Genomic DNA, 17,124 nt, shown 5'->3' with positions numbered 1-17,124 from the left:
AGTCGCGGATGGCGTTGTAGGCGTCCTCGTAACTCACATCACCCTCCGAGCCCGTGATGTCGTGCAGCGGTCGCATCGCGAGGTTCATGTCCACGTCGCCGGCGATCCCGTTCACCCGACCGGTCCGGGTGTACTGGTGGATGACCACCCTCGGGGTCCGGTGCCCGGGTTCCCCGGGGGCGCGGTCGTAGTGCGCCACCCACCAGCGGATGTCGTTGGCGTTGGCCCACCCCTCGCTGAGGTGGGCGTTGATGAACGACGTCGAGGCGTACACGATCACCGGGTGCCGGCCCAGCCGCTGCCGCAGCCGGGCCACGAACGAAGTGCACCAGCCGGCCACGTCCCCGGCGGCCACCTCGATGTCCAGGCACGGCGGCAGCAGGCCGTCCCCGTGCGCCCCCAACCGCAGCACCTCGCCGACGAAGTAGTCGGCCTCGGCCTGCGGCGAGTTGCCGTTGTCCGGCCGGGCGAAGTGGTACGCCCCGACCACCAGACCGGCGGCGCGCGCGCCGCGGAACTGCGAGTCCCGGTTGGGGTTCAGGTAGCCGGTGCCCTCGGTCAACTTCACGTAGGCGAACTCCACGCCGGCGCCACGCACCGCACCCCAGTTCGGTTCCCCCTGCCACGAGGCCACATCCACACCAGTGGTCAAGGGCCCCACCTCCCCCTGTGACGTCGGTTGCCCGGACGCGTGCCGCGAGTCTGCACCCGTCCGCCCGCGACGCCTCCTCGCGACGTCGGGATTTCCGTCAGACGGCGCAGTCGTGTCGCACGGACAGCCGACCACACCGAGGCGACAGGAAGGTTGCCGTCACACGAAGAACGGGGGGCCGGCGCACCGCCCCCCCGTCTGTCCACATTGGATGTTTCGTGCCGCGGGCTCAGTTCGCGGCGACGAACTTCCGCGCGAGTTCCCTGCCGAGGGAGTCGGCCACACCGGGGTTCTCGATGGGCTTGGCCTTCCCTCCCTCGTTGAAGAGGATGTAGGTCACCCCCGAGTCCACGCCGCCGGTGCTCGGGTCGGGGTCGATGCCCAGCTTCTTGGCCATCGCGTAGGACGCCTCGCCGATGATCTCCTTCGGGCCGACGTCGCCGACGACGCCGTAGACGACCTTGTCCTTGTAGATCACGGCGCCCACGGTCCCGCAGCCGATCTTGCTCTTCTTGTAGTCCCACCGGCTGCTGACGTTGGGCACGACGATGTAGGGCAGCTTGCTGGCGATCAGGGGCTTGCCGTTGGACTGCTCGCAGGCGGTCTCGGGCTGGAACGCGGGGTCGGTCTTCTTGTTGCACTCCTTGGTGACCTGGCCGTCACAGTCGATGTCCATGTCGGCCTTCCAGAACACCGCGCCCTTGGCGCCGCAGACGGGGACGGTGGACGAGCCCCCGGCGTCCCTGGCGTACTTGCCCTGGGAGATCTGCTTGCAGTTCGTGACCTTGGCCAACAGCTCCTTGGCCGTGGGGCCGTCCGCGGCCACCCCGGCCCGCCCGTCCGCCGCCGGTTCGCTCGCCGTCGCCGGCGCCGTGGACAGGACCAGGGCCGACAGTCCCACCAGTCCGGACACGAGTACGGAACGCACGCGCATTCGCAACCTCCGCGTAGCCAGGGGAGAACGTCCTCCCGGCCGGGGACGGTGCTCCGTCGCCGCCGCCGAGGTCAACGACGACGAAGGATTTTCGAAGCGGACTGCCCGATCGGGCACTTTCCCTTACCCCGTCGGGAAAAGACCCATGACGATCAGCAGGGCGCGCGGCGGCCGTTCCGACGCCTTCCCCCACCGCACAACGGTCTTCCCCGGGGATCGGACGAGATCGGCGACTCCGGGCACGGGGCGCGTTTCGCCCAGGAGCCCTTCGGCCGCCGCCGAAACGGCGCACGCGAGCACGCCGGGCGGAACCAGAGAAACGGGGGGCGCGAGGTCGGGAAAGGCCGCGATCGAAAAGCGCGGAGCAGGTGGTGTGAGACGGAGGCCTCGAACGCGCCGAGGGCGTCGGCACCGGACGGCGGGCCGGCGCGGCCGCCTTCCGCGACCGTGTGTCGTGACGTGCTGGTGGGGCAGGTGGGACTTGAACCCACGACCTGACGGATTATGAGTCCGCTGCTCTGACCATCTGAGCTACTGCCCCGCAACAACGCGGTGGGGCCGGTCCACCGGACCGGCCCCACCGCCTCACGCGCTCCTCCGGTTGGACTCGAACCAACAACCCTTCGGTTAACAGCCGAATGCTCTGCCAATTGAGCTACGGAGGACCGTTCTTCGGTTTTCGCCGAGCGCCGCCCGACAGGACGTAACTCTAGCGCATGCCGAAGGGTGCTCCGCACACCCCCCTGCGGGGCGGGGCCGGCTGCGGGACCATGAACGGGAAGCGACCAGACCGGAGCAAGTCCTCCAGACCGCCCGAGGAGTATCGCCATGAAGGGGTTCCTGCTCGGCGTTGCCGCAGGTTACGTGCTTGGCGCCCGAGCCGGACGGGAGCGTTACGAGCAGATCGTGAGCACCTACCGCCGGTTCGTCGACCACCCCACCGTCCAGGGTTTGGCCGGCATCGTTCGAGCGAAGGTGAGTGAGATCACAACGGGACGGCACCCGGGAGCGGCTCCCCGGCGCCAGCCGCCGACCCCGCGGTCCGCCCAGAACCCGCCGGTGGAGCACCTCACGGGGGTGGACCGGCCGTAGCGGGCCCACGAAGACGACGACGGCGTGGCCCGTCCCACATGTGGGGCGGGCCACGCCGTCGTCCTGCCGTCGTCCTGCCGTCGTCGTGTCGTCGTCCCGGGTCAGCGCTTGTGGGCGACCGCGAAGACGCGCCGGAAGGGCACCCAGGTGCTCCCGTCGGCCTGCCTCGGGTAGGCCTCGCGCAACACCGGAGCCAGCTCGGCGAGGAACCGCTCCCAGCGCTCCCCCTCCCCGAGCCGGGCCCGCACCGGCCGCAGGGCCGTGCCGGAGACCCAGCGCAGGACGGGGTCCTCGCCCGAGAGCTGGTGCACGTAGGTGGTCTCCCACGCGTCGACCTCGCAGCCCGACTCCTGGAAGAGCTGGGCGTACCCGGTTGGCTCAAGCACGGCGTCGGTGCGAAGCAGGTACAGCCCCTCCAGCTCGGCGCGCCACTCCGGCGTGTCCGCGAGCCGCACGATGGCGTTGTGCGACGGCGCGCGGAAGTTGCCGGGGACCTGCATCGCGAACCAGGCGCCGCTGGGCAGGGCCGCCACCCACCGGCGGATCAGCTCGGGGTGCTGGGGCACCCACTGGAGCACGGCGCTGGTGATCACGACGTCCGTGTCGGGCTCGGGCGTCCAGTCGCGGACGTCGGCCACGCGGGCGTCCACGCCGAGGGTGCGGGCCTTGGCCACCATCTCCGGAGAGGAGTCGAACGCCTCCACCACCGCCGACGGGAACCGCTCGTTCAACAGTCTGGTCAGGTTGCCCGCGCCGCAGCCGAGGTCGACCACGCGGCGGGGGTCCTTGGCCGCGACCCGGGCGAGCAGGTCGTGGAACGGGCGGCCGCGATAGTCGGCGAAGGTGAGATAGACGTCGGGATCCCACATGGAGTTGCCTCCCCAGGCGCCTCGAATAAAAGTACGTACGTACGGTATGGGAAGCGAACGTTGTCGATCAAGGCACATCACACCAGGGGTCGGCGGCGACCGACAGTCCCCTGATGTCGTACGTAGGCGCGCGGTAGGTCCTCAGGGGCCGAATTCACGCAGTTGGCGGAGCCGCTCCGCCACCTCGGCGGCGGTCGAGACGACGACCACCCGATCCGCTCCCGGGTCGGGGCGCACCTGGAGCACCACGCCGTCCCGCCCCGGCACCCGGCGCTGCACGAACCACGCGCCGCCGCCGGGCAGCTCCTGCCGGTGCCGCGACCGGATCGAACCGGTCACCCTGGCGTGCACGACCTCCGGCACCCGGCCGGGGTCGGGCAACGCGAACCGCCGGGCGGGGCGGTCGGCCAGCAGCACCGCGTCCCCCGCCTCGCCCAGCTCCTCGACCTCGTCCGCCTCGACGACCGCCAGCGCGCCGCCGCCCCAGGTCGCCTTGCTGACCAGGTGCCACCCCACGCGCCGGACCGTCCCGCCCTCCGGCAGCCACAGCCCGAGCGTGGTCGCCACGAGGTGCCCGCCGCCCCGGACCTCCGCCACGGCGAGCACGTTCTCGTCCTCGGCCAACGCGCCGGGGAAGCCCTCGGGGAGCTGCCACGTCCCCGACAACCGGGCCAGCAACCGGCGCAGCGGCCCCATCAGTCCATCCCGCCCATCGCCTGCTCGCGCAGGACCTTGTGGTAGCCCTCCAGGGCCACCAGGTCGCCGAACTGGGCGTGGTACTCCTCGGCGTGCTCCAGCGGCGACAACCGCTGCAACCGCGACTTGATCTCCGCGATCTGCCGCGCCACCATGCCGGCCTGCAACCCGGCGAGGACACCGGAGACGTACCGGATGTCCTCCTCCGACTTGACCTGCAACGGCTCCACGGCCAGCTCGGTCAGCAACGAGCGCACCACCTGGTGCTCGCAGTGCTGGCCGACCGCGTCGACGAACGACGGGCCCGCCAGGCCGGCGGAGGCGCCGCCCGCCGCCAGCACCGCGCGGTGCAGCTCCTGGTAGGCGGGCTGGGTGAACGCCTCCTCCGGGATCGCGTCGTACTGCGGCCCGGCCAGGCCAGGGAGCTGCAACGCGACCTTCAGCGCCTCCCGCTCCACCCGCAGCCTGGGATCCCTGGCGTCGGGCCGGGGCGGCCCGTCCACCTCCACCGCCAACGCGCCCTGGTTCGGGTCGACCGGGGCGGCGCGACGGGGCCGCCGCGCGGGGGCGCCGGTCGGCGCGCCCGCCTCCTCGCGCACCCGGCGCACCACGGTCGCCTCGTCGGGCCAGCCCACCCAGTAGGCGAGCTTGGTGGCGTAGCCGTCCCTGCGCGCCCGGTCCTTGATCTGGGCCACCAGCGGCACGGTGCGCTTGAGCGCGGCCACCTGCCCGTCGACCGAGTCCAGGTCGTAGTCCTGGAGCAGGCTGCGGATGGCGAACTCGAACAGCGGCTGCCTGCGGGCCACCAGGTCCTGCACGGCGGCGTCGCCCCGGTTCTGCCGCAGCTCGCAGGGGTCCATCCCGTCCGGGGCGACCGCCACGTAGGTCTGCGCCGCGAACTCCTGCTCCCCCTCGAACGCCTTCATGGCCGCCTTCTGCCCTGCGGCGTCGCCGTCGAAGGTGAAGATCACCTCGCCGCGCAGGGCGTCGTCGTCCATCAACAGGCGGCGCAGCAGCACCACGTGCTCGTCGCCGAAGGCGGTGCCGCAGGAGGCCACCGCCGTGGGCACGCCGGCCAGGTGCATCGCCATCACGTCGGTGTAGCCCTCGACGACCACCGCCTGCCGGCGTCGGGCGATCTCCCGCTTGGCCCGGTCGAGGCCGAACAGCACCTGCGACTTCTTGTAGACCGGGGTCTCGGGCGTGTTGACGTACTTGGCCTCGATGGGGTCGTCGGGGAAGATCCGCCGGGCCCCGAACCCGACGACGTCGCCGCCGAGGTCCCTGATCGGCCACAGCAGGCGGCGGTGGAACCGGTCGATCGGCCCCTGGCGGCCCGACCGGGACAGCCCGGCCCGCTCCAGCTCGGCGAACTCGAAGCCCCGCCCGAGCAGGTACTTGGTCAACCGGTCCCAGCCCGAGGGGGCGAACCCGCAGCCGAAGGCCGCGGCCGCCGCCTCGTCGAAGCCCCGCTGCGCGAGGAACTCCCTGGCGGGCAGCGCCTCCGGCGCGCGGAGCTGCTCGGCGTAGAACTCGGCCGCCGCGCGCAACGCCTCCAGCAGGCGCGTACGCGTGCCCCGATCCCGCTGCACGCTCGGGCCGCCGCCCTCGTAGGTGAGCTGGATGCCCGCCTGCTCCGCGAGGCGTTCGACGGCCTCCCGGAACTCCAGGTGCTCCATCTTCATCACGAACGCGATGACGTCGCCGCCCTCGCCGCAGCCGAAGCAGTGGAACGTGCCGTGGCTGGGCCGCACGTTGAACGACGGGGTCTTCTCGTCGTGGAAGGGGCACAGCCCCTTCAGCGCGCCGCCGCCCGCCCGACGCAGGGCGACGTACTCCCCCACCACCTCGTCGATCCGGTTCCGCTCCCGTACCGCGGCGATGTCGCTCTCCCGGATCCTCCCTGCCACGGGCCCGAGTCTAGTGACCCGCCGGTCCGGCCCTCGCGCTCACCGTCGTCGCCGGTCGCGGGCGTGTGCTTTGCTGTCGCCATGCCCGCCCCCGACGATCTCCTCGCCCACCGGTTCACCGAGCACCGGGCGCACCTGCTGGGCGTGGCCTACCGGCTGACCGGGCTGCTGGCCGACGCCGAGGACGCGGTGCAGGAGGCGTGGCTGCGGTTGTCGCGGCTGGACGAGGCGGCCCTGGCCGGCATCGAGGACCTGCGGGCGTGGCTGACCACGGTGGTCGGCCGGATCTGCCTGGACCGGCTGCGCTCGGCCGCGGCGAGGCGGGAGCGCTACGTCGGGCCGTGGCTGCCCGAACCCCTGGTGACGCCGATCGCGGGCACTCAGGGAGAGGACCCGCTGGACGTCGTGGTCCGCGACGACGGCGTGCGCATGGCGGCGCTGGCCGTGCTGCACCGGCTCTCCCCCGAGCAGCGGGTGGCGTTCGTGCTGCACGACGGGCTCGGGCTGCCGTTCGCGGAGATCGCCGAGGTGCTGGGCTGCTCGGTGGCCACGGCCCGCCAGCACGCCTCCCGGGGGCGCAGGGCCGTGGCCGAGGGCGACCCGCCGCCCAGGGCCGCCCTGGCCGAGCAGCAGCAGGTCGTCGAGTCGTTCCTCACCGCGCTGTCCCACGGCGACGTGCCCGCGGTGGTGCGGCTGCTGCACCCCGACGTGGTCGTCATGGGCGACGGCGGCGGCCGGGTCCGCACCACCCTGCGCGCGGTCGCCGGCGCGGAGAAGGTCGCGCGCTTCGTGTTCGGGTTGTGGGAGAAGTACTACGGGATCGCGGGTTTCGCCAACGCCCGCCCGGTGCTGGTCAACGGCGACTTCGGCGTGGTGGTCCCGCCGATCGTGGACGCCGGCGGGCGGGAGACCGCGGCCCGCCGGGTCCTCACCTTCGCGGTGCGGGACGGTCGGCTGGCCGCGGTCTTCGACGTGGCGAACCCGGACAAGCTCACCCGCGTGCCCTGGTGACCGGCCGGTCGGCCGGCACAGGGACCCGGCAGGCGTCACCGGAGGTGAAGCCCTGGTCGGTGAGGTCGAGCGCGCTGTTCATCCTGGTGCGGAAGTTCTCCAGGGCGCACAGGTAGGTCAGCTCGACGAGCCCCTTGCGGCCCAGCCGCCGCTCCAGCTCCGCGACCTGTTCGTCGGTCGCGCTCACCGGGGTGTCCGTCATGGCGTCGGCATAGGCCAGGACCAGCCTCTCGACGTCGGTGTACTTCTCCGACGTCCGGTAGTCGTCGATCTCCCTGAGCCGGTCGACGTCCAACCCGTGGTGCCGCTGGAGCATGGTGCCGAAGTCGACGCACCACGAGCAGCCCAGGTTCACCGACACCCGGTAGACGGCCAGCTCGCGCAGGTTGACCGGCAGGTGGCGGACGCCGATCTCGGTGCCCATCTCCAGCAGGACGCCGTTGATCAGGACGCCCCTGTGGTGCGCGAACACCGTCAGCGGCTCGGGGACGGCGCCGAAGCGCTGTCGGGTGATCCGGTAGACGAGCCGGGTCAGCCAGCCGGCCTGACGGGTGGGGACTCCGGGGATACGCGGCATCGTGCCCTCCTGGTGACACCGGCCCGCCCCCTGCGGGCCGTCCGCCAGGAGGACGGGACAGCCCCGGCGGATGTGACAGCGGGTGGTCGCGCGGCCCCGTTCGCACCGCTCGCCCTAGCCGCTCGGGTCGGTCACCCTCGCCAGGAGATGGCGGTCTTGTCGTGGCGGGTGGCGATAGCGCGGAACTGCTGGAGCCGGTTGAAGCGATGTTCGACCACGGTGCGGCGTGGGTGGGCGGCGGAGTCGAAAGCCGCCGGAGCGGCCGATGGTGTGATCGCATGGCTCACGGTGCCCGCCGCTCAATCCTCTCTCCCCCTGGTGGTGGGGACGCGGAGGTACGGCGGGCGGCGGCGGTGTGCTGGTGGGCCCGCACGATGCTGGAGTCGGCCGGGACATCCCGGTCGCGTTCGTTGATCACCTCCGCGACCACCCGCACCCGAATCGCCAGAGTCTGGGTACCTGTGCGTGACCAGCGCCAGAACCGGTTGTCGACACTTCTTCCAGGGCCTACGCCGTTCCGGCGGGTCACGCCATGCCACACCCGCCTTCGCCCTGAATAGCGTCCCGATGATCACACGGATGCCTCGTCCACCCGTGGGCGTTCCTTCGCGCCGGAGGCGGGCAACAGCGGTTCGATCGCCTGCCGCTGCTCGCCAGTCAACCCGTGCCCTACGGAGCGCGCCCCGGGAACACACCAGATCAGCCACACCAGCTTTGAGGGCACACCTAGCCGCGCGGGTCGGTCACCCTCGCCAGGAACAGCACCACGCCGGTCGCCCGGTGCCGGACGAGCAGGAGGAACGGGCGGTCCACCCGCACCACGAGCGGCTCCTCGCGCTCCACCACCGCCATCAACGGGACGAAGGTCACAGCCGTGGCGGCGGCGCCCTCCAGGCCTCGTTCGTCGAGGCGGAGCACGGCCTCGTGTACGGCGGTCCCCACCCGCAGCGGCGGGTCGACGCTGATGCCCGACAGGTCGGCCGCGTCGCCGAAGGCGGTGCGGACGCCGAGCGCCGTGAGCGCGCCGTCCAGTCGGAACGTCGCGCCGACCCTGGTGACGGGGAGGTGGAGTTCCACCTCACGGGGAGCGACCTCGGCGAGGAGCGCGCGGAGGCGGCGGGTGTCGAGTCGGGCCTCGGCCTCGGCGAGCGCGCCGGGTGCGGTGTCGTCCGGCAGGAGGACGTCGACGTCCACGCCGCCGTCGGTGGGCAGTCGGACGAGCATCCAGCCGTCGCGGGCGGCATGGCCCCGCCGGCCGGTGCTCCGCATCGTCGGCACCTCGTGCGGCCCGCTCGGGGTGTGGAACGGCTGGGGCGAGGTGTCCCGCTCCGCGAAGGCGTGCCGCCAGCCCGCGCGGAGGTACAACGCCGTGACCAGCGCCGCGAGCGTGTCGGGCCGGACGGCTCCTGGCGGCAGCAGGTCCGGGATCAGGCCCCGGGTGGCGCGGGCGACGTCCTCGTTGATCACGCGGCGGGCGTGCTCCTGGTCGGGGCGGAAGGGCAGGGAGCGGACCTCACCAGCGGGCCAACGCCGCATCGCGTGGACGAAGTCCGGTGCGATCCGAACTCGGTCATCGACCCACAACGTGTTCGACACCGCCAGCGTCGGCGCGTCGTCGGCGAAGCCCTCCGCCGGCGCGGTGCCCTCGGTCGGCGCGGTGCCCTCGGTCGGCGCCGTGGCGGCGGTCAGGGCCGTGGCGTCGGTCAGGGCGGAGGCCTCGCCGAGCAGACGGGTGTGCGCGGCCAGATCCCCGTCAGGACGGCCGGTGAGCGCCGTGAGCAGTTCGTCCCTGGTCCCCGCGCGGGCGCCGACGGCGAGCAGCCCGAGCGCGCTCGCCACCGACAGCGGCGACAGACAACCACCACGGGTCGTGTCGGGGCTCAGCGCGCGGTGCGCCGCGAGCGCGAACGCCAGGTGCTCACTGAGGACACCGTCACCGGTCATGCGGCTCCACGCGCGCGTCCGGCAACGTCACCGTGCGGGACGGTGGCGGAGGAACCAGCGCGCCGGCGCCGGAGAGAGGACCGTGCGGGCGAGGTCGGTGTGGCTCCCGCACGCCGGTGCCGCCCTCGGGCTCGCCGCCGCGTCGACCCTGCCGGCCCGCCACCCCGGCCGGGACGCGCTTCCGCCGTAATCTCCGCACCCATGCCCGAATCCCCATGGACCCGAGTGTGCCAGCGGTCACACCCGGCGCGGCCGGTGTTCACCCCTGGCGGACGCCGTTGGTCAACCGGGCGTGCCAGGCGTGGGCCTGCGCGTCCGTGAGCAACGCGACCTGGTCGACCACCACGCGCAGCCGGTCCGCGTCGGACGCCGCCGCCTGCCACGCCGGGCGGAACAGGGGGTCGAGCCCGTCCGGCGCGCGCTCGGCCAGCAGCACGACCAGCTCGGTCAGCAGCTCGCGCTGCTCGCGTTGCATCGCGAGGCGGCGCGGATCGCTCATCACGTAACGCAGGGCCATCGCCTTGAGCACCGCCACCTCGGCCGCGACGCGCGGCAGGACGACGAGGTCGGCCGTGTAGCGGTGGAGCGGACCGTCGCCGTACCGCCGTCGGGTCCCGGTGACGGCGGCGGCCGCGAACCGGCCGACCAGCTCGCTGGTGAGCCGCTTCAGCGCGACCTGCGCGGCGAACGACCCGTCGTGGTCGTGGGCGACGAGGTCGGCGACCGCCGGCAGCGCCAGCAGCTCGGCGGCGGCCTCGGCCAACGCGGCGACGGGCTCGGCGCTGAAGTGGGCGGCGGCCAGCTCCGCGATCGCCTCCCGCTCGGTCCGCGAGGTCAGCGCGCGCAGCGAGATGCGGCCGGCGAGCACGCCGTCCTCGACGTCGTGCACGGAGTAGGCGACGTCGTCGGCCCAGTCCATGATCTGGGCCTCCAGGCACCGCCGCTCCCCGGGCGCGCCCTCGCGCAGCCAGGTGAAGACGGGCAGGTCGTCGGCGTAGACGCCGTACTTCGCCTGGCCGTCGCGGCGGGGCCACGGGTACTTGGTGGCCGCGTCCAGCGAGGCGCGGGTCAGGTTGAGGCCGAAGCTGACGCCGTCGGGGCCGAGCACCTTCGGCTCCAGTCGGGTGAGGATGCGCAGGGTCTGCGCGTTGCCCTCGAACCCGCCGCACGGGCGGGCGATCTCGTTCAGGGCCCGCTCGCCGTTGTGGCCGAAGGGCGGGTGGCCGATGTCGTGGGCCAACCCAGCGGTGTCAACCACGTCGGGGTCGCAGCCCAGCTCCTCGCCGATGCCCCTGCCGATCTGGGCGACCTCCAGCGAGTGGGTGAGCCGGGTGCGGGGCACGTCGCCCTCGCCGGGGCCGACGACCTGGGTCTTGCCCGCGAGCCGGCGCAGCGCCGCGCAGTGCAGCACGCGGGCCCTGTCCCTGGCGAACGGGCCGCGCCGCTCGGTCAGCGCGTCGGGCGGGGCGCCGCGCTTGGGTGGCTCGGTCAGCAGCCGCGCCGCGTCGTGGTCGGAGTAGCCGGGCCTCACCCGGACGAGAGTAGGTGCCCTGGCCGGGCGCGGTGCGGCGCGGGCCGGGGCCGTGTCGCCTATACCCGACGATCGCGGTGGTGCCCAACCGGGTGAGGTGGCGCAGCGGCGAGTTGTCCACATCGCCCTACTGGGCTACCGCGCGGGTGCGGGCCTGGGCGGGGTTGTCCACAGGCTCGCGCCGAGGGGTGGGGCGGCGGGGCGGGGACCGATAGGCTGGAGCGGGGCTCGCCCCCCAGGGCGGGTGGGGGCTGTCCTGAGGGCCTCAGTCGAGGCTGGTGCTGTTGTCGCCGGCCGGGGCGTGGGTCAGCCGGTAGTAGAGCAGGGCGCCCGTCTCCCGGACGATGTAGCGGCCCTGCGTCTCCCTGGTCTGCACGATCGGGCCGTGCCGGGTCGGCGAGGTCCACGAGTCCAGGCCCGCGTCCCGCGCCATCGTGCGCGCCCGCAGCGAGTGCCACGGGTCGCTGACGATCACCGCCGTCCGCCAGCCGCGGTCCCGCGCGACCGCGGCGACCGCCTTCATGCTGCCGAGGGTGTCGCCGCCCTCGCCGACGGCGGTGACGTTCGCCGCCGGCACGTCGTGGTCGATCAGCCACCGCCGGCCGGCCTCGCCCTCGGTGAAGTTGTCCCCCGGCAATCCGCCGCCCACGGTCACGATCTGCTGGGCGACCCCCTGCCGGTACAGCGCGCGGGCGTGCTCCAGCCGGGCCTCCAGCACCGGGGTGGGCCGGCCGTTGTACTGCGCCGCGCCGAGCACCATGATGATGTCGGCCTTGGTCCGGTCCTCGGTGCGGGCCACCTGCCACACGCGGAACGCGGTGCCCCCCACGACCAGCATCGCCACCAACGCGGCGCCGAAGAACACGCGCAGCACCAGTCGGCGCACGGTCGACAGGCGGGAAGGGCCGGTACCGGTCACGTCACGCATGGTGGCAGACACGATCTCCGGGGCGTGTGCCCGCCCCCTCAGAAGGCTCCGCGCATTCCGTCGGCCCCGCGAACCAGGTCGGCCCCGCGAACCAGGTCGACCACGCGAACCAGGTCAACCGCGCGAACCACATCAACTGTGTGAACCAGGTCGACCGCGTGCGCCGGGGAAGCCACGCGACCCCGGCCGACCCGGTGAACGCCCGCCGGCCTCCCGCCGCTCACAGCCACCCGCGCTCCTCGGCCAGCCGCGCCGCCTCCGCCCTGGTCCGCGCGCCCGTCTTGCCGATCACGGCGGAGAGGTGGTTGCGCACGGTGCCCTCGGACAGGTGCAGCAGGCGGGCGATGTCGCCCACGGTGCCGCCGTCCCGAGCCGCCAGCAACACCTCCCGCTCGCGTTCGGTCAGCGGGCTGGCCCCGCTGGCCAGCGACTCGGCCGCCAACGCCGGGTCGACGACGCGCAGGCCCGCGTGCACGCGGCGCACCGCGTCCACGAGCTGTTCCGGTGGCGCGTCCTTGACCACGAACCCGGCCGCGCCGGCGGCCATCGCCCTGGCCAGGTAGCCGGGACGCCCGAACGTGGTGAGGATGACGACCTTGCAGCTCGGCAGGGCGTCCCGCAGCCGCGCCGCGGCGGCGAGCCCGTCGATCCCCGGCATCTGCACGTCCAACAGCGCCACGTCCGGTCGGGCGGCCAGCGCGGCGTCGACCACCTCGTCCCCCGCGCCGACCTGCGCCACAACCTCGATGTCCGGTTCCAGCCCCAGCATGGCCGCCAGCGCTCCCCGCACCAACGCCTGGTCGTCGGCGAGCAGGACCGTGATCCGCCCGCTCACGCCGCCTCCGGCGCGCTCGCGCGGAGCACGAACCCGCCGCCGGGGGCGGGGCCGGTGGCCAGGGTTCCCCCGACGGCCGCCAGCCGTTCCCGCAGGCCGGCGAGGCCGCTGCTCCGGCGGTCGCCCCCGCCGGGACCTGTCCCGTCGTCGGCCACCTCCAGCCAGGTCGGGCCGAGCCGCACCCGGCAGGTCCTGGCGCCGCTGTGCCGGATCACGTTGGTCACTCCCTCCCTGAGCACGTACGCGAACACCGCCTGGTACCGGGGTGGCACGTCGTCCACCGCGTGGGGAAGGTCCGCGCGGATGCCGGCGGCGTCCAACGCGACCCTGGCGCCGGCCAACTCCGCCGGCAGCGACGCCTCGCGGTAGCCGGAGACCGTGGCGCGCACCTCGGTCATCGCCTGCCTGGCGAGCCGCTCCAGGTCGCCGACCTCGGCGACCGCGCGCTCGGAGCCGGTCGGCCCCGTCTCCAGCAGCCGGCGGGCCAGCCCGGCCTTCACGGTGATCGTGGTCAGGCTGTGGCCCAGCACGTCGTGCAGGTCCCTGGCGACCCTGGCCCGCTCCTCGACCGCGGCGAGCCGGGCGATCTCGTCGCCCGCCCTCCTGAGCCGCGCGTTGAGCTGGACCATGTTGTTCATCGCGACCATCGCCAGGGACAGGGTGCCGAGCTGGATCAGCGTCTCCGGCCGCGGACCGTCGGGCAGGGTGAACGTGTCGGCGAAGGCGCCCAGCGCCGCCGTCCCCGCGGCCACCAGGCCCCAGGGGTGGGGCACGAGGACGACGAGCGTGGCCAACGCGTAGGTGAGCAGCCCCCACGAGTCGGGGCCGAGGAACAACCCGACCGTCGTGCCGACCGCCAGGATCCAGCCCGCCCCGACGAGGCGACGACGGAGCGAGGCGCGGAAGCACGTCCACACGACGACCAGGTAGCTGGCCGCGTAGAGCGCCACCAAGGCGATGCCGATGACCCGGTGCGCGGGTGAGTAGTCACCCTGGAGCAGCGTGAGCACCGGCTCCAACAGGTAGAGGAGGAAGAAGCCGGAGTAGAGCAGCCAGTTCCTCCGCACCCGATGGGTGTGCGCTCCGTGTGGCGCCCTCCACTCCGCGCCGGCCTCGCCCCCTGGTTCGTCTGACACGCCGAACACCCTAGGTCCCGCTCAGGCGCGGGCGCTGTCGCGCACGTACCAGCGGGCCACCAGCAGACCCAGCACGACCGTCCAGCCGAGCAGCACGAGCACCGCCTCGACGCCGACGACGCCCTGCTCCACGACGCTCTGGCCGACCCGGCTGAGCCAGTACGTCGGCAGCGCCTTCGCCACCCCGGCCAGCCACCCCGGCATGGCCTGCGCGGGGATGAACAGGCCGCCGAACATGCCCAGCAGCACCAACACGCCACCGCTGATCACGGGGGAGCTCTCGGCGGAGCCAACGTGGCCGAGGAAGAGGCCGAGCAGCGCGAACGGGATCAACGCGAGCCAGACACCCACCAGCAGTTGGGCCCACTGCCCCGCCGACAGGTGGACGTCGGCGGCGAACGCGGCCACAACGGAGATCAACACGAGCCCCGGCACCGCGGTGAGCAGGCCGAGACCGCCCTTGACCACGAGGTACCCCTGGCCGCTCAGCGGCGTCAGCCGGAGCTGGCGGTGCCAGCCGAGCGCGCGTTCGGACGCCACCCTGACCCCGGACATCACGGCGGCCGACATGCCGCCGTACGCGGCCATGTTGCACAGGATCAGGGCGGCGGCGCTGACGCCGGTCTCGGTGCGCCCGTCCCCCATCATGTTCGCGTAGAACAGGAACAGCACCGTGGGCAGACCGATGGTGAAGACCAGGAACTTGGCGTTGCGGAGTGTGCGCTTGGCCTCCAGGGCCAGGTAGCGGGCGTTCACCGGTTGTCCCCCTCGGTGGTCAGGGCGAGGAACGCGTCCTCCAGCCCGACGGCGGTGATCTCGATGTCGAACGCCTGCGGGAACCGCGTCAGCAGCGCCCGCAGCGCGGTGTCGGAGTCGGCGCAGCGCAGGTGGACCCGCTCCCCCCGGACGTCCACCTGGGAGACGCCGGGCAGGGCGGCCAGCGCCGGGGGCGTGGCCCCGGGGACCATCGCACGCAGCGTGCGGCCGGACGCCGCCGCCCTGACCTGGGCCACGGTCCCGTCCGCGACGACGCGCCCGGAGCGCAGGAGCACGACCCGGTCCGCGAAGTCCTCGGCCTCCTCCAGGTAGTGGGTGGCGAACAGCACGGTGCGACCGGTCGCGGTGTAGTCACGCATCGAGGCCCAGAACGCCCGGCGGGTCTCGACGTCCATGGCCACCGTGGGCTCGTCCAACACGAGCAGGTCCGGGTTGGACACCAGGGCGACGGCGAACCGCACCCGCTGCCGCTGGCCGCCGGAGAGCCCGGCGCACCGCTGGCGCGCCAGGTCCTCCACGCCGGCGAGGCGCAGCGCCTCGGCCACCGGCAGCGGCCGCCGGTGCAGCGCGGCGATCATGGCGACCGAGTCGCCGACGGTCACGTCGCCGAGCAGCCCCGCGTTCTGCAACATCGCGCCGACCAGGCCCTCCCGGACCGCCTCGCGGGGCGTGCGGCCGAACAGGCTGACCTCGCCGGCGTCCGGGCGGGTCAGGCCGAGCAGCATGTCCACGGTGGTGGACTTGCCGGCCCCGTTCGGGCCGAGCAGGGCGACCACCTCGCCGGGGGCGATGGTGAGGTCCACGCCGTCCACGGCGCGCAGCTCGCCGAACCGCTTGCGCAGCCCGCGCAGGCTCACGGCGGCCCCGCTGGCGACCTCCTCGGGGACGGTCTTCTCGCTGGTCAGGTTCATGCCCCAACCCTCGCCGGAACGGGCGGCCCCCGCGCAGGCCAGGCGTCACGACGTCGCCATGACATCTGTCAGGGCTCATGTCAGGGCCCAGTCGCCGAAGCCGGACCGCCCCACCGGCAGGGCTCGACCGTCGCGGCTGGACTGTGTGGCTGGACCGTCATGCTGGTTGGTCGGGCTCCACCGTCACGGCTGGACGGCTGGAGGCTTCGGCCCCACCGCGCCGCGTTCCCCTCGCCGCGTTCCCCTCGCCGCGCGTCCCGCGCCGGGCGGCAAGGAAGAGGCAAGGAAGAAGACGGCATCACACCGGGGTTTGGCGGGGGCGAGAGGAGGATGGAGGCGTGACGAACGTGGAGGACGCGGCCGTGGCCGATCTCGGGGACGTGGAGGACGACGGGCTGACGCCGGCGCCGAGCCGGGTCCTGCCGTGGGTGCTGGCCGTCGGCGGGCTGGTGGGGTGGGTCGCCTCGTTCGTGCTGACCCTGGAGCGGCTGGAGCTGCTGAAGAACCCGAACTACATCCCCACCTGCACGATCAACGCGGTGCTGAGCTGCGGGTCGGTCATGCAGAGCCCGCAGGCCGCCGCCTTCGGCTTCCCCAACCCGCTCATCGGGGTCGCCGCGTTCGCCGTGGTCACCACGATCGGCGTGGCCGCGGTCGCCGGGGTGCGGTTCCCGCGCTGGTTCTGGGGCGGCCTGCTCCTCGGCTCCGCCGCCGGCACGGTGTTCGTGCACTGGCTGATGGTCCAGAGCGTCTACGAGATCAACGCGCTGTGCCCGTACTGCATGGTCGTGTGGGCCGTGACCATCCCGATCTTCTGGTACACGCTGCTGCACGTGGTGGGCACCAGCCGGTCCCGCACGGTGCGCGAGGTGGGCACCGTGCCGGTGCGGTTCCACTGGGCGGTCCTGGGCCTGTGGTACCTGCTGATCGCCTTCGTGGTGCTGGAGCGGTTCTGGATCAACGCCCCGAGCTAGACGAGTAATGCGTAACTGGGGTTAGTGGTCGTAGGCGGTCAGGGAGCGGGTGACGGGCTGGCCGGTGGCGCGGTTGTGCCAGATGGCGGCCGTTAAGGCCAGGAGTCGTTGGGCGATGCGAACACCGACGCCCTCGATGGTGCGCCCGCCGTGTTGTTCCAGGTCGAGTTGGCCTTTCAACGTGTCGTTGACCGACTCGATCAGCTGGCGGACGGCCTTGAGCAGCGGCTCGCCGGGATGCGGGGTCCGGTTGCGGTAGGACGGTCGGATCAACCGGACCCCGCGCTCGGCGAGGAAGTGGTCGAGTTCGCGGGAGACGTAGCCCTTGTCGGCGATGATCAGCAGGC

17 protein-coding genes and 2 tRNA genes are annotated in these 17,124 nt (G+C 73.1%); 3 read left to right on the top strand and 16 right to left on the bottom strand.

The annotated features are described in order from the left end of the window. The 4 genes from LX15_RS30950 to LX15_RS30935 all read right to left on the bottom strand — a co-directional run. On the bottom strand, nucleotides 1-652 hold a 652-nt coding region (locus tag LX15_RS30950), incomplete at its 3' end, for a glycoside hydrolase family 25 protein (protein WP_253674628.1). A 229-nt stretch (nucleotides 653-881) separates the two neighbouring features. Continuing rightward, the gene (locus LX15_RS30945) at nucleotides 882-1,586 is read right to left on the bottom strand and encodes a glycoside hydrolase family 75 protein (protein WP_301305554.1); all 705 of its coding nucleotides are present in this window, start codon (nucleotides 1,584-1,586) and stop codon (nucleotides 882-884) included. A 463-nt stretch (nucleotides 1,587-2,049) separates the two neighbouring features. Next, a tRNA-Ile gene (locus tag LX15_RS30940) sits at nucleotides 2,050-2,127 on the bottom strand. A 51-nt stretch (nucleotides 2,128-2,178) separates the two neighbouring features. Then, a tRNA-Asn gene (locus LX15_RS30935) sits at nucleotides 2,179-2,251 on the bottom strand. 163 nt (nucleotides 2,252-2,414) lie between these two features. Here LX15_RS30935 and LX15_RS30930 point away from each other — a divergent pair. Next, nucleotides 2,415-2,678 (top strand): hypothetical protein, encoded by a 264-nt coding sequence (locus LX15_RS30930; protein ID WP_253674627.1) that lies wholly within the window; start codon nucleotides 2,415-2,417, stop codon nucleotides 2,676-2,678. A gap of 101 nt (nucleotides 2,679-2,779) precedes the next feature. Here the strand turns inward: LX15_RS30930 and LX15_RS30925 are convergent, their stop codons facing one another. The 3 genes from LX15_RS30925 to dnaG all read right to left on the bottom strand — a co-directional run bounded on the left by LX15_RS30925 (nucleotide 2,780) and on the right by dnaG (nucleotide 6,153). Continuing rightward, nucleotides 2,780-3,547 (bottom strand): trans-aconitate 2-methyltransferase, encoded by a 768-nt coding sequence (locus LX15_RS30925; protein ID WP_253674626.1) that lies wholly within the window; start codon nucleotides 3,545-3,547, stop codon nucleotides 2,780-2,782. A 141-nt stretch (nucleotides 3,548-3,688) separates the two neighbouring features. Continuing rightward, nucleotides 3,689-4,243 carry a hypothetical protein gene (locus LX15_RS30920; protein WP_253674625.1) on the bottom strand — a complete coding sequence of 185 codons (555 nt, stop codon included), beginning with the start codon at nucleotides 4,241-4,243 and terminating at the stop codon, nucleotides 3,689-3,691. Next, nucleotides 4,243-6,153 (bottom strand): DNA primase, encoded by a 1,911-nt coding sequence (gene dnaG / locus LX15_RS30915; protein WP_253674623.1) that lies wholly within the window; start codon nucleotides 6,151-6,153, stop codon nucleotides 4,243-4,245. Before dnaG ends, LX15_RS30920 begins: the two co-directional genes overlap by 1 nt. An 81-nt stretch (nucleotides 6,154-6,234) precedes the next feature. Here dnaG and sigJ point away from each other — a divergent pair, with 81 nt between their 5' ends. After that, nucleotides 6,235-7,164, top strand: a complete 930-nt coding sequence (sigJ, locus tag LX15_RS30910) for an RNA polymerase sigma factor SigJ (RefSeq protein WP_253674621.1) — start codon at nucleotides 6,235-6,237, stop codon at nucleotides 7,162-7,164. On the opposite strand, the gene LX15_RS30905 is transcribed toward sigJ, so the two are convergent. The 8 genes from LX15_RS30905 to LX15_RS30870 form a co-directional block, all read right to left on the bottom strand. Then, nucleotides 7,145-7,741 (bottom strand): carboxymuconolactone decarboxylase family protein, encoded by a 597-nt coding sequence (locus LX15_RS30905; RefSeq protein ID WP_253674619.1) that lies wholly within the window; start codon nucleotides 7,739-7,741, stop codon nucleotides 7,145-7,147. The two genes, sigJ and LX15_RS30905, sit on opposite strands and share 20 nt — an antisense overlap. 726 nt (nucleotides 7,742-8,467) lie before the next feature. After that, on the bottom strand, nucleotides 8,468-9,685 hold the full coding sequence (locus LX15_RS30900; protein WP_253674617.1) for a serpin family protein: 1,218 nt from the start codon (nucleotides 9,683-9,685) through the stop codon (nucleotides 8,468-8,470). Nucleotides 9,686-9,944: 259 nt separating this feature from the next. Beyond that, nucleotides 9,945-11,216, bottom strand: coding sequence for a deoxyguanosinetriphosphate triphosphohydrolase (locus LX15_RS30895; RefSeq protein ID WP_253674615.1), 1,272 nt, complete (start codon nucleotides 11,214-11,216; stop codon nucleotides 9,945-9,947). Nucleotides 11,217-11,481: 265 nt separating this feature from the next. Further along, nucleotides 11,482-12,144: a YdcF family protein gene (locus LX15_RS30890; protein ID WP_372502826.1), complete on the bottom strand. Its 663-nt coding sequence runs from the start codon at nucleotides 12,142-12,144 to the stop codon at nucleotides 11,482-11,484. Between the two features lie 220 nt (nucleotides 12,145-12,364). Further along, on the bottom strand, nucleotides 12,365-12,979 hold the full coding sequence (locus tag LX15_RS30885; RefSeq protein ID WP_308213546.1) for a response regulator transcription factor: 615 nt from the start codon (nucleotides 12,977-12,979) through the stop codon (nucleotides 12,365-12,367). Continuing rightward, complete coding sequence (locus tag LX15_RS30880) at nucleotides 12,976-14,115, bottom strand: sensor histidine kinase (RefSeq protein WP_253674612.1); 1,140 nt, start codon at nucleotides 14,113-14,115, stop codon at nucleotides 12,976-12,978. The genes LX15_RS30885 and LX15_RS30880 overlap by 4 nt, the downstream gene beginning before the upstream one ends. Nucleotides 14,116-14,136: 21 nt before the next feature. Then, entirely contained in the window at nucleotides 14,137-14,871 is a 735-nt protein-coding gene (locus tag LX15_RS30875; protein WP_253674610.1) for an ABC transporter permease, read from the bottom strand. Then, nucleotides 14,868-15,803: an ABC transporter ATP-binding protein gene (locus LX15_RS30870; RefSeq protein WP_253674607.1), complete on the bottom strand. Its 936-nt coding sequence runs from the start codon at nucleotides 15,801-15,803 to the stop codon at nucleotides 14,868-14,870. Before LX15_RS30870 ends, LX15_RS30875 begins: the two co-directional genes overlap by 4 nt. Before the next feature lie 338 nt (nucleotides 15,804-16,141). Between LX15_RS30870 and LX15_RS30865 the strand changes: the two genes are divergently transcribed. Continuing rightward, complete coding sequence (locus LX15_RS30865; RefSeq protein ID WP_308213545.1) at nucleotides 16,142-16,777, top strand: vitamin K epoxide reductase family protein; 636 nt, start codon at nucleotides 16,142-16,144, stop codon at nucleotides 16,775-16,777. Nucleotides 16,778-16,798: 21 nt separating this feature from the next. On the opposite strand, the gene LX15_RS30860 is transcribed toward LX15_RS30865, so the two are convergent. Further along, the coding region (locus tag LX15_RS30860) for a transposase (protein WP_301304616.1) at nucleotides 16,799-17,124 on the bottom strand (326 nt) is incomplete at its 5' end.

Origin of the sequence: Streptoalloteichus tenebrarius (assembly GCF_024171885.1) — a bacterium.
Lineage (GTDB): Bacteria > Actinomycetota > Actinomycetes > Mycobacteriales > Pseudonocardiaceae > Streptoalloteichus > Streptoalloteichus tenebrarius.
The sequence above is the reverse complement of the archived record's forward strand: the minus strand, read 5'-3'. Positions and strand labels throughout refer to the sequence as shown.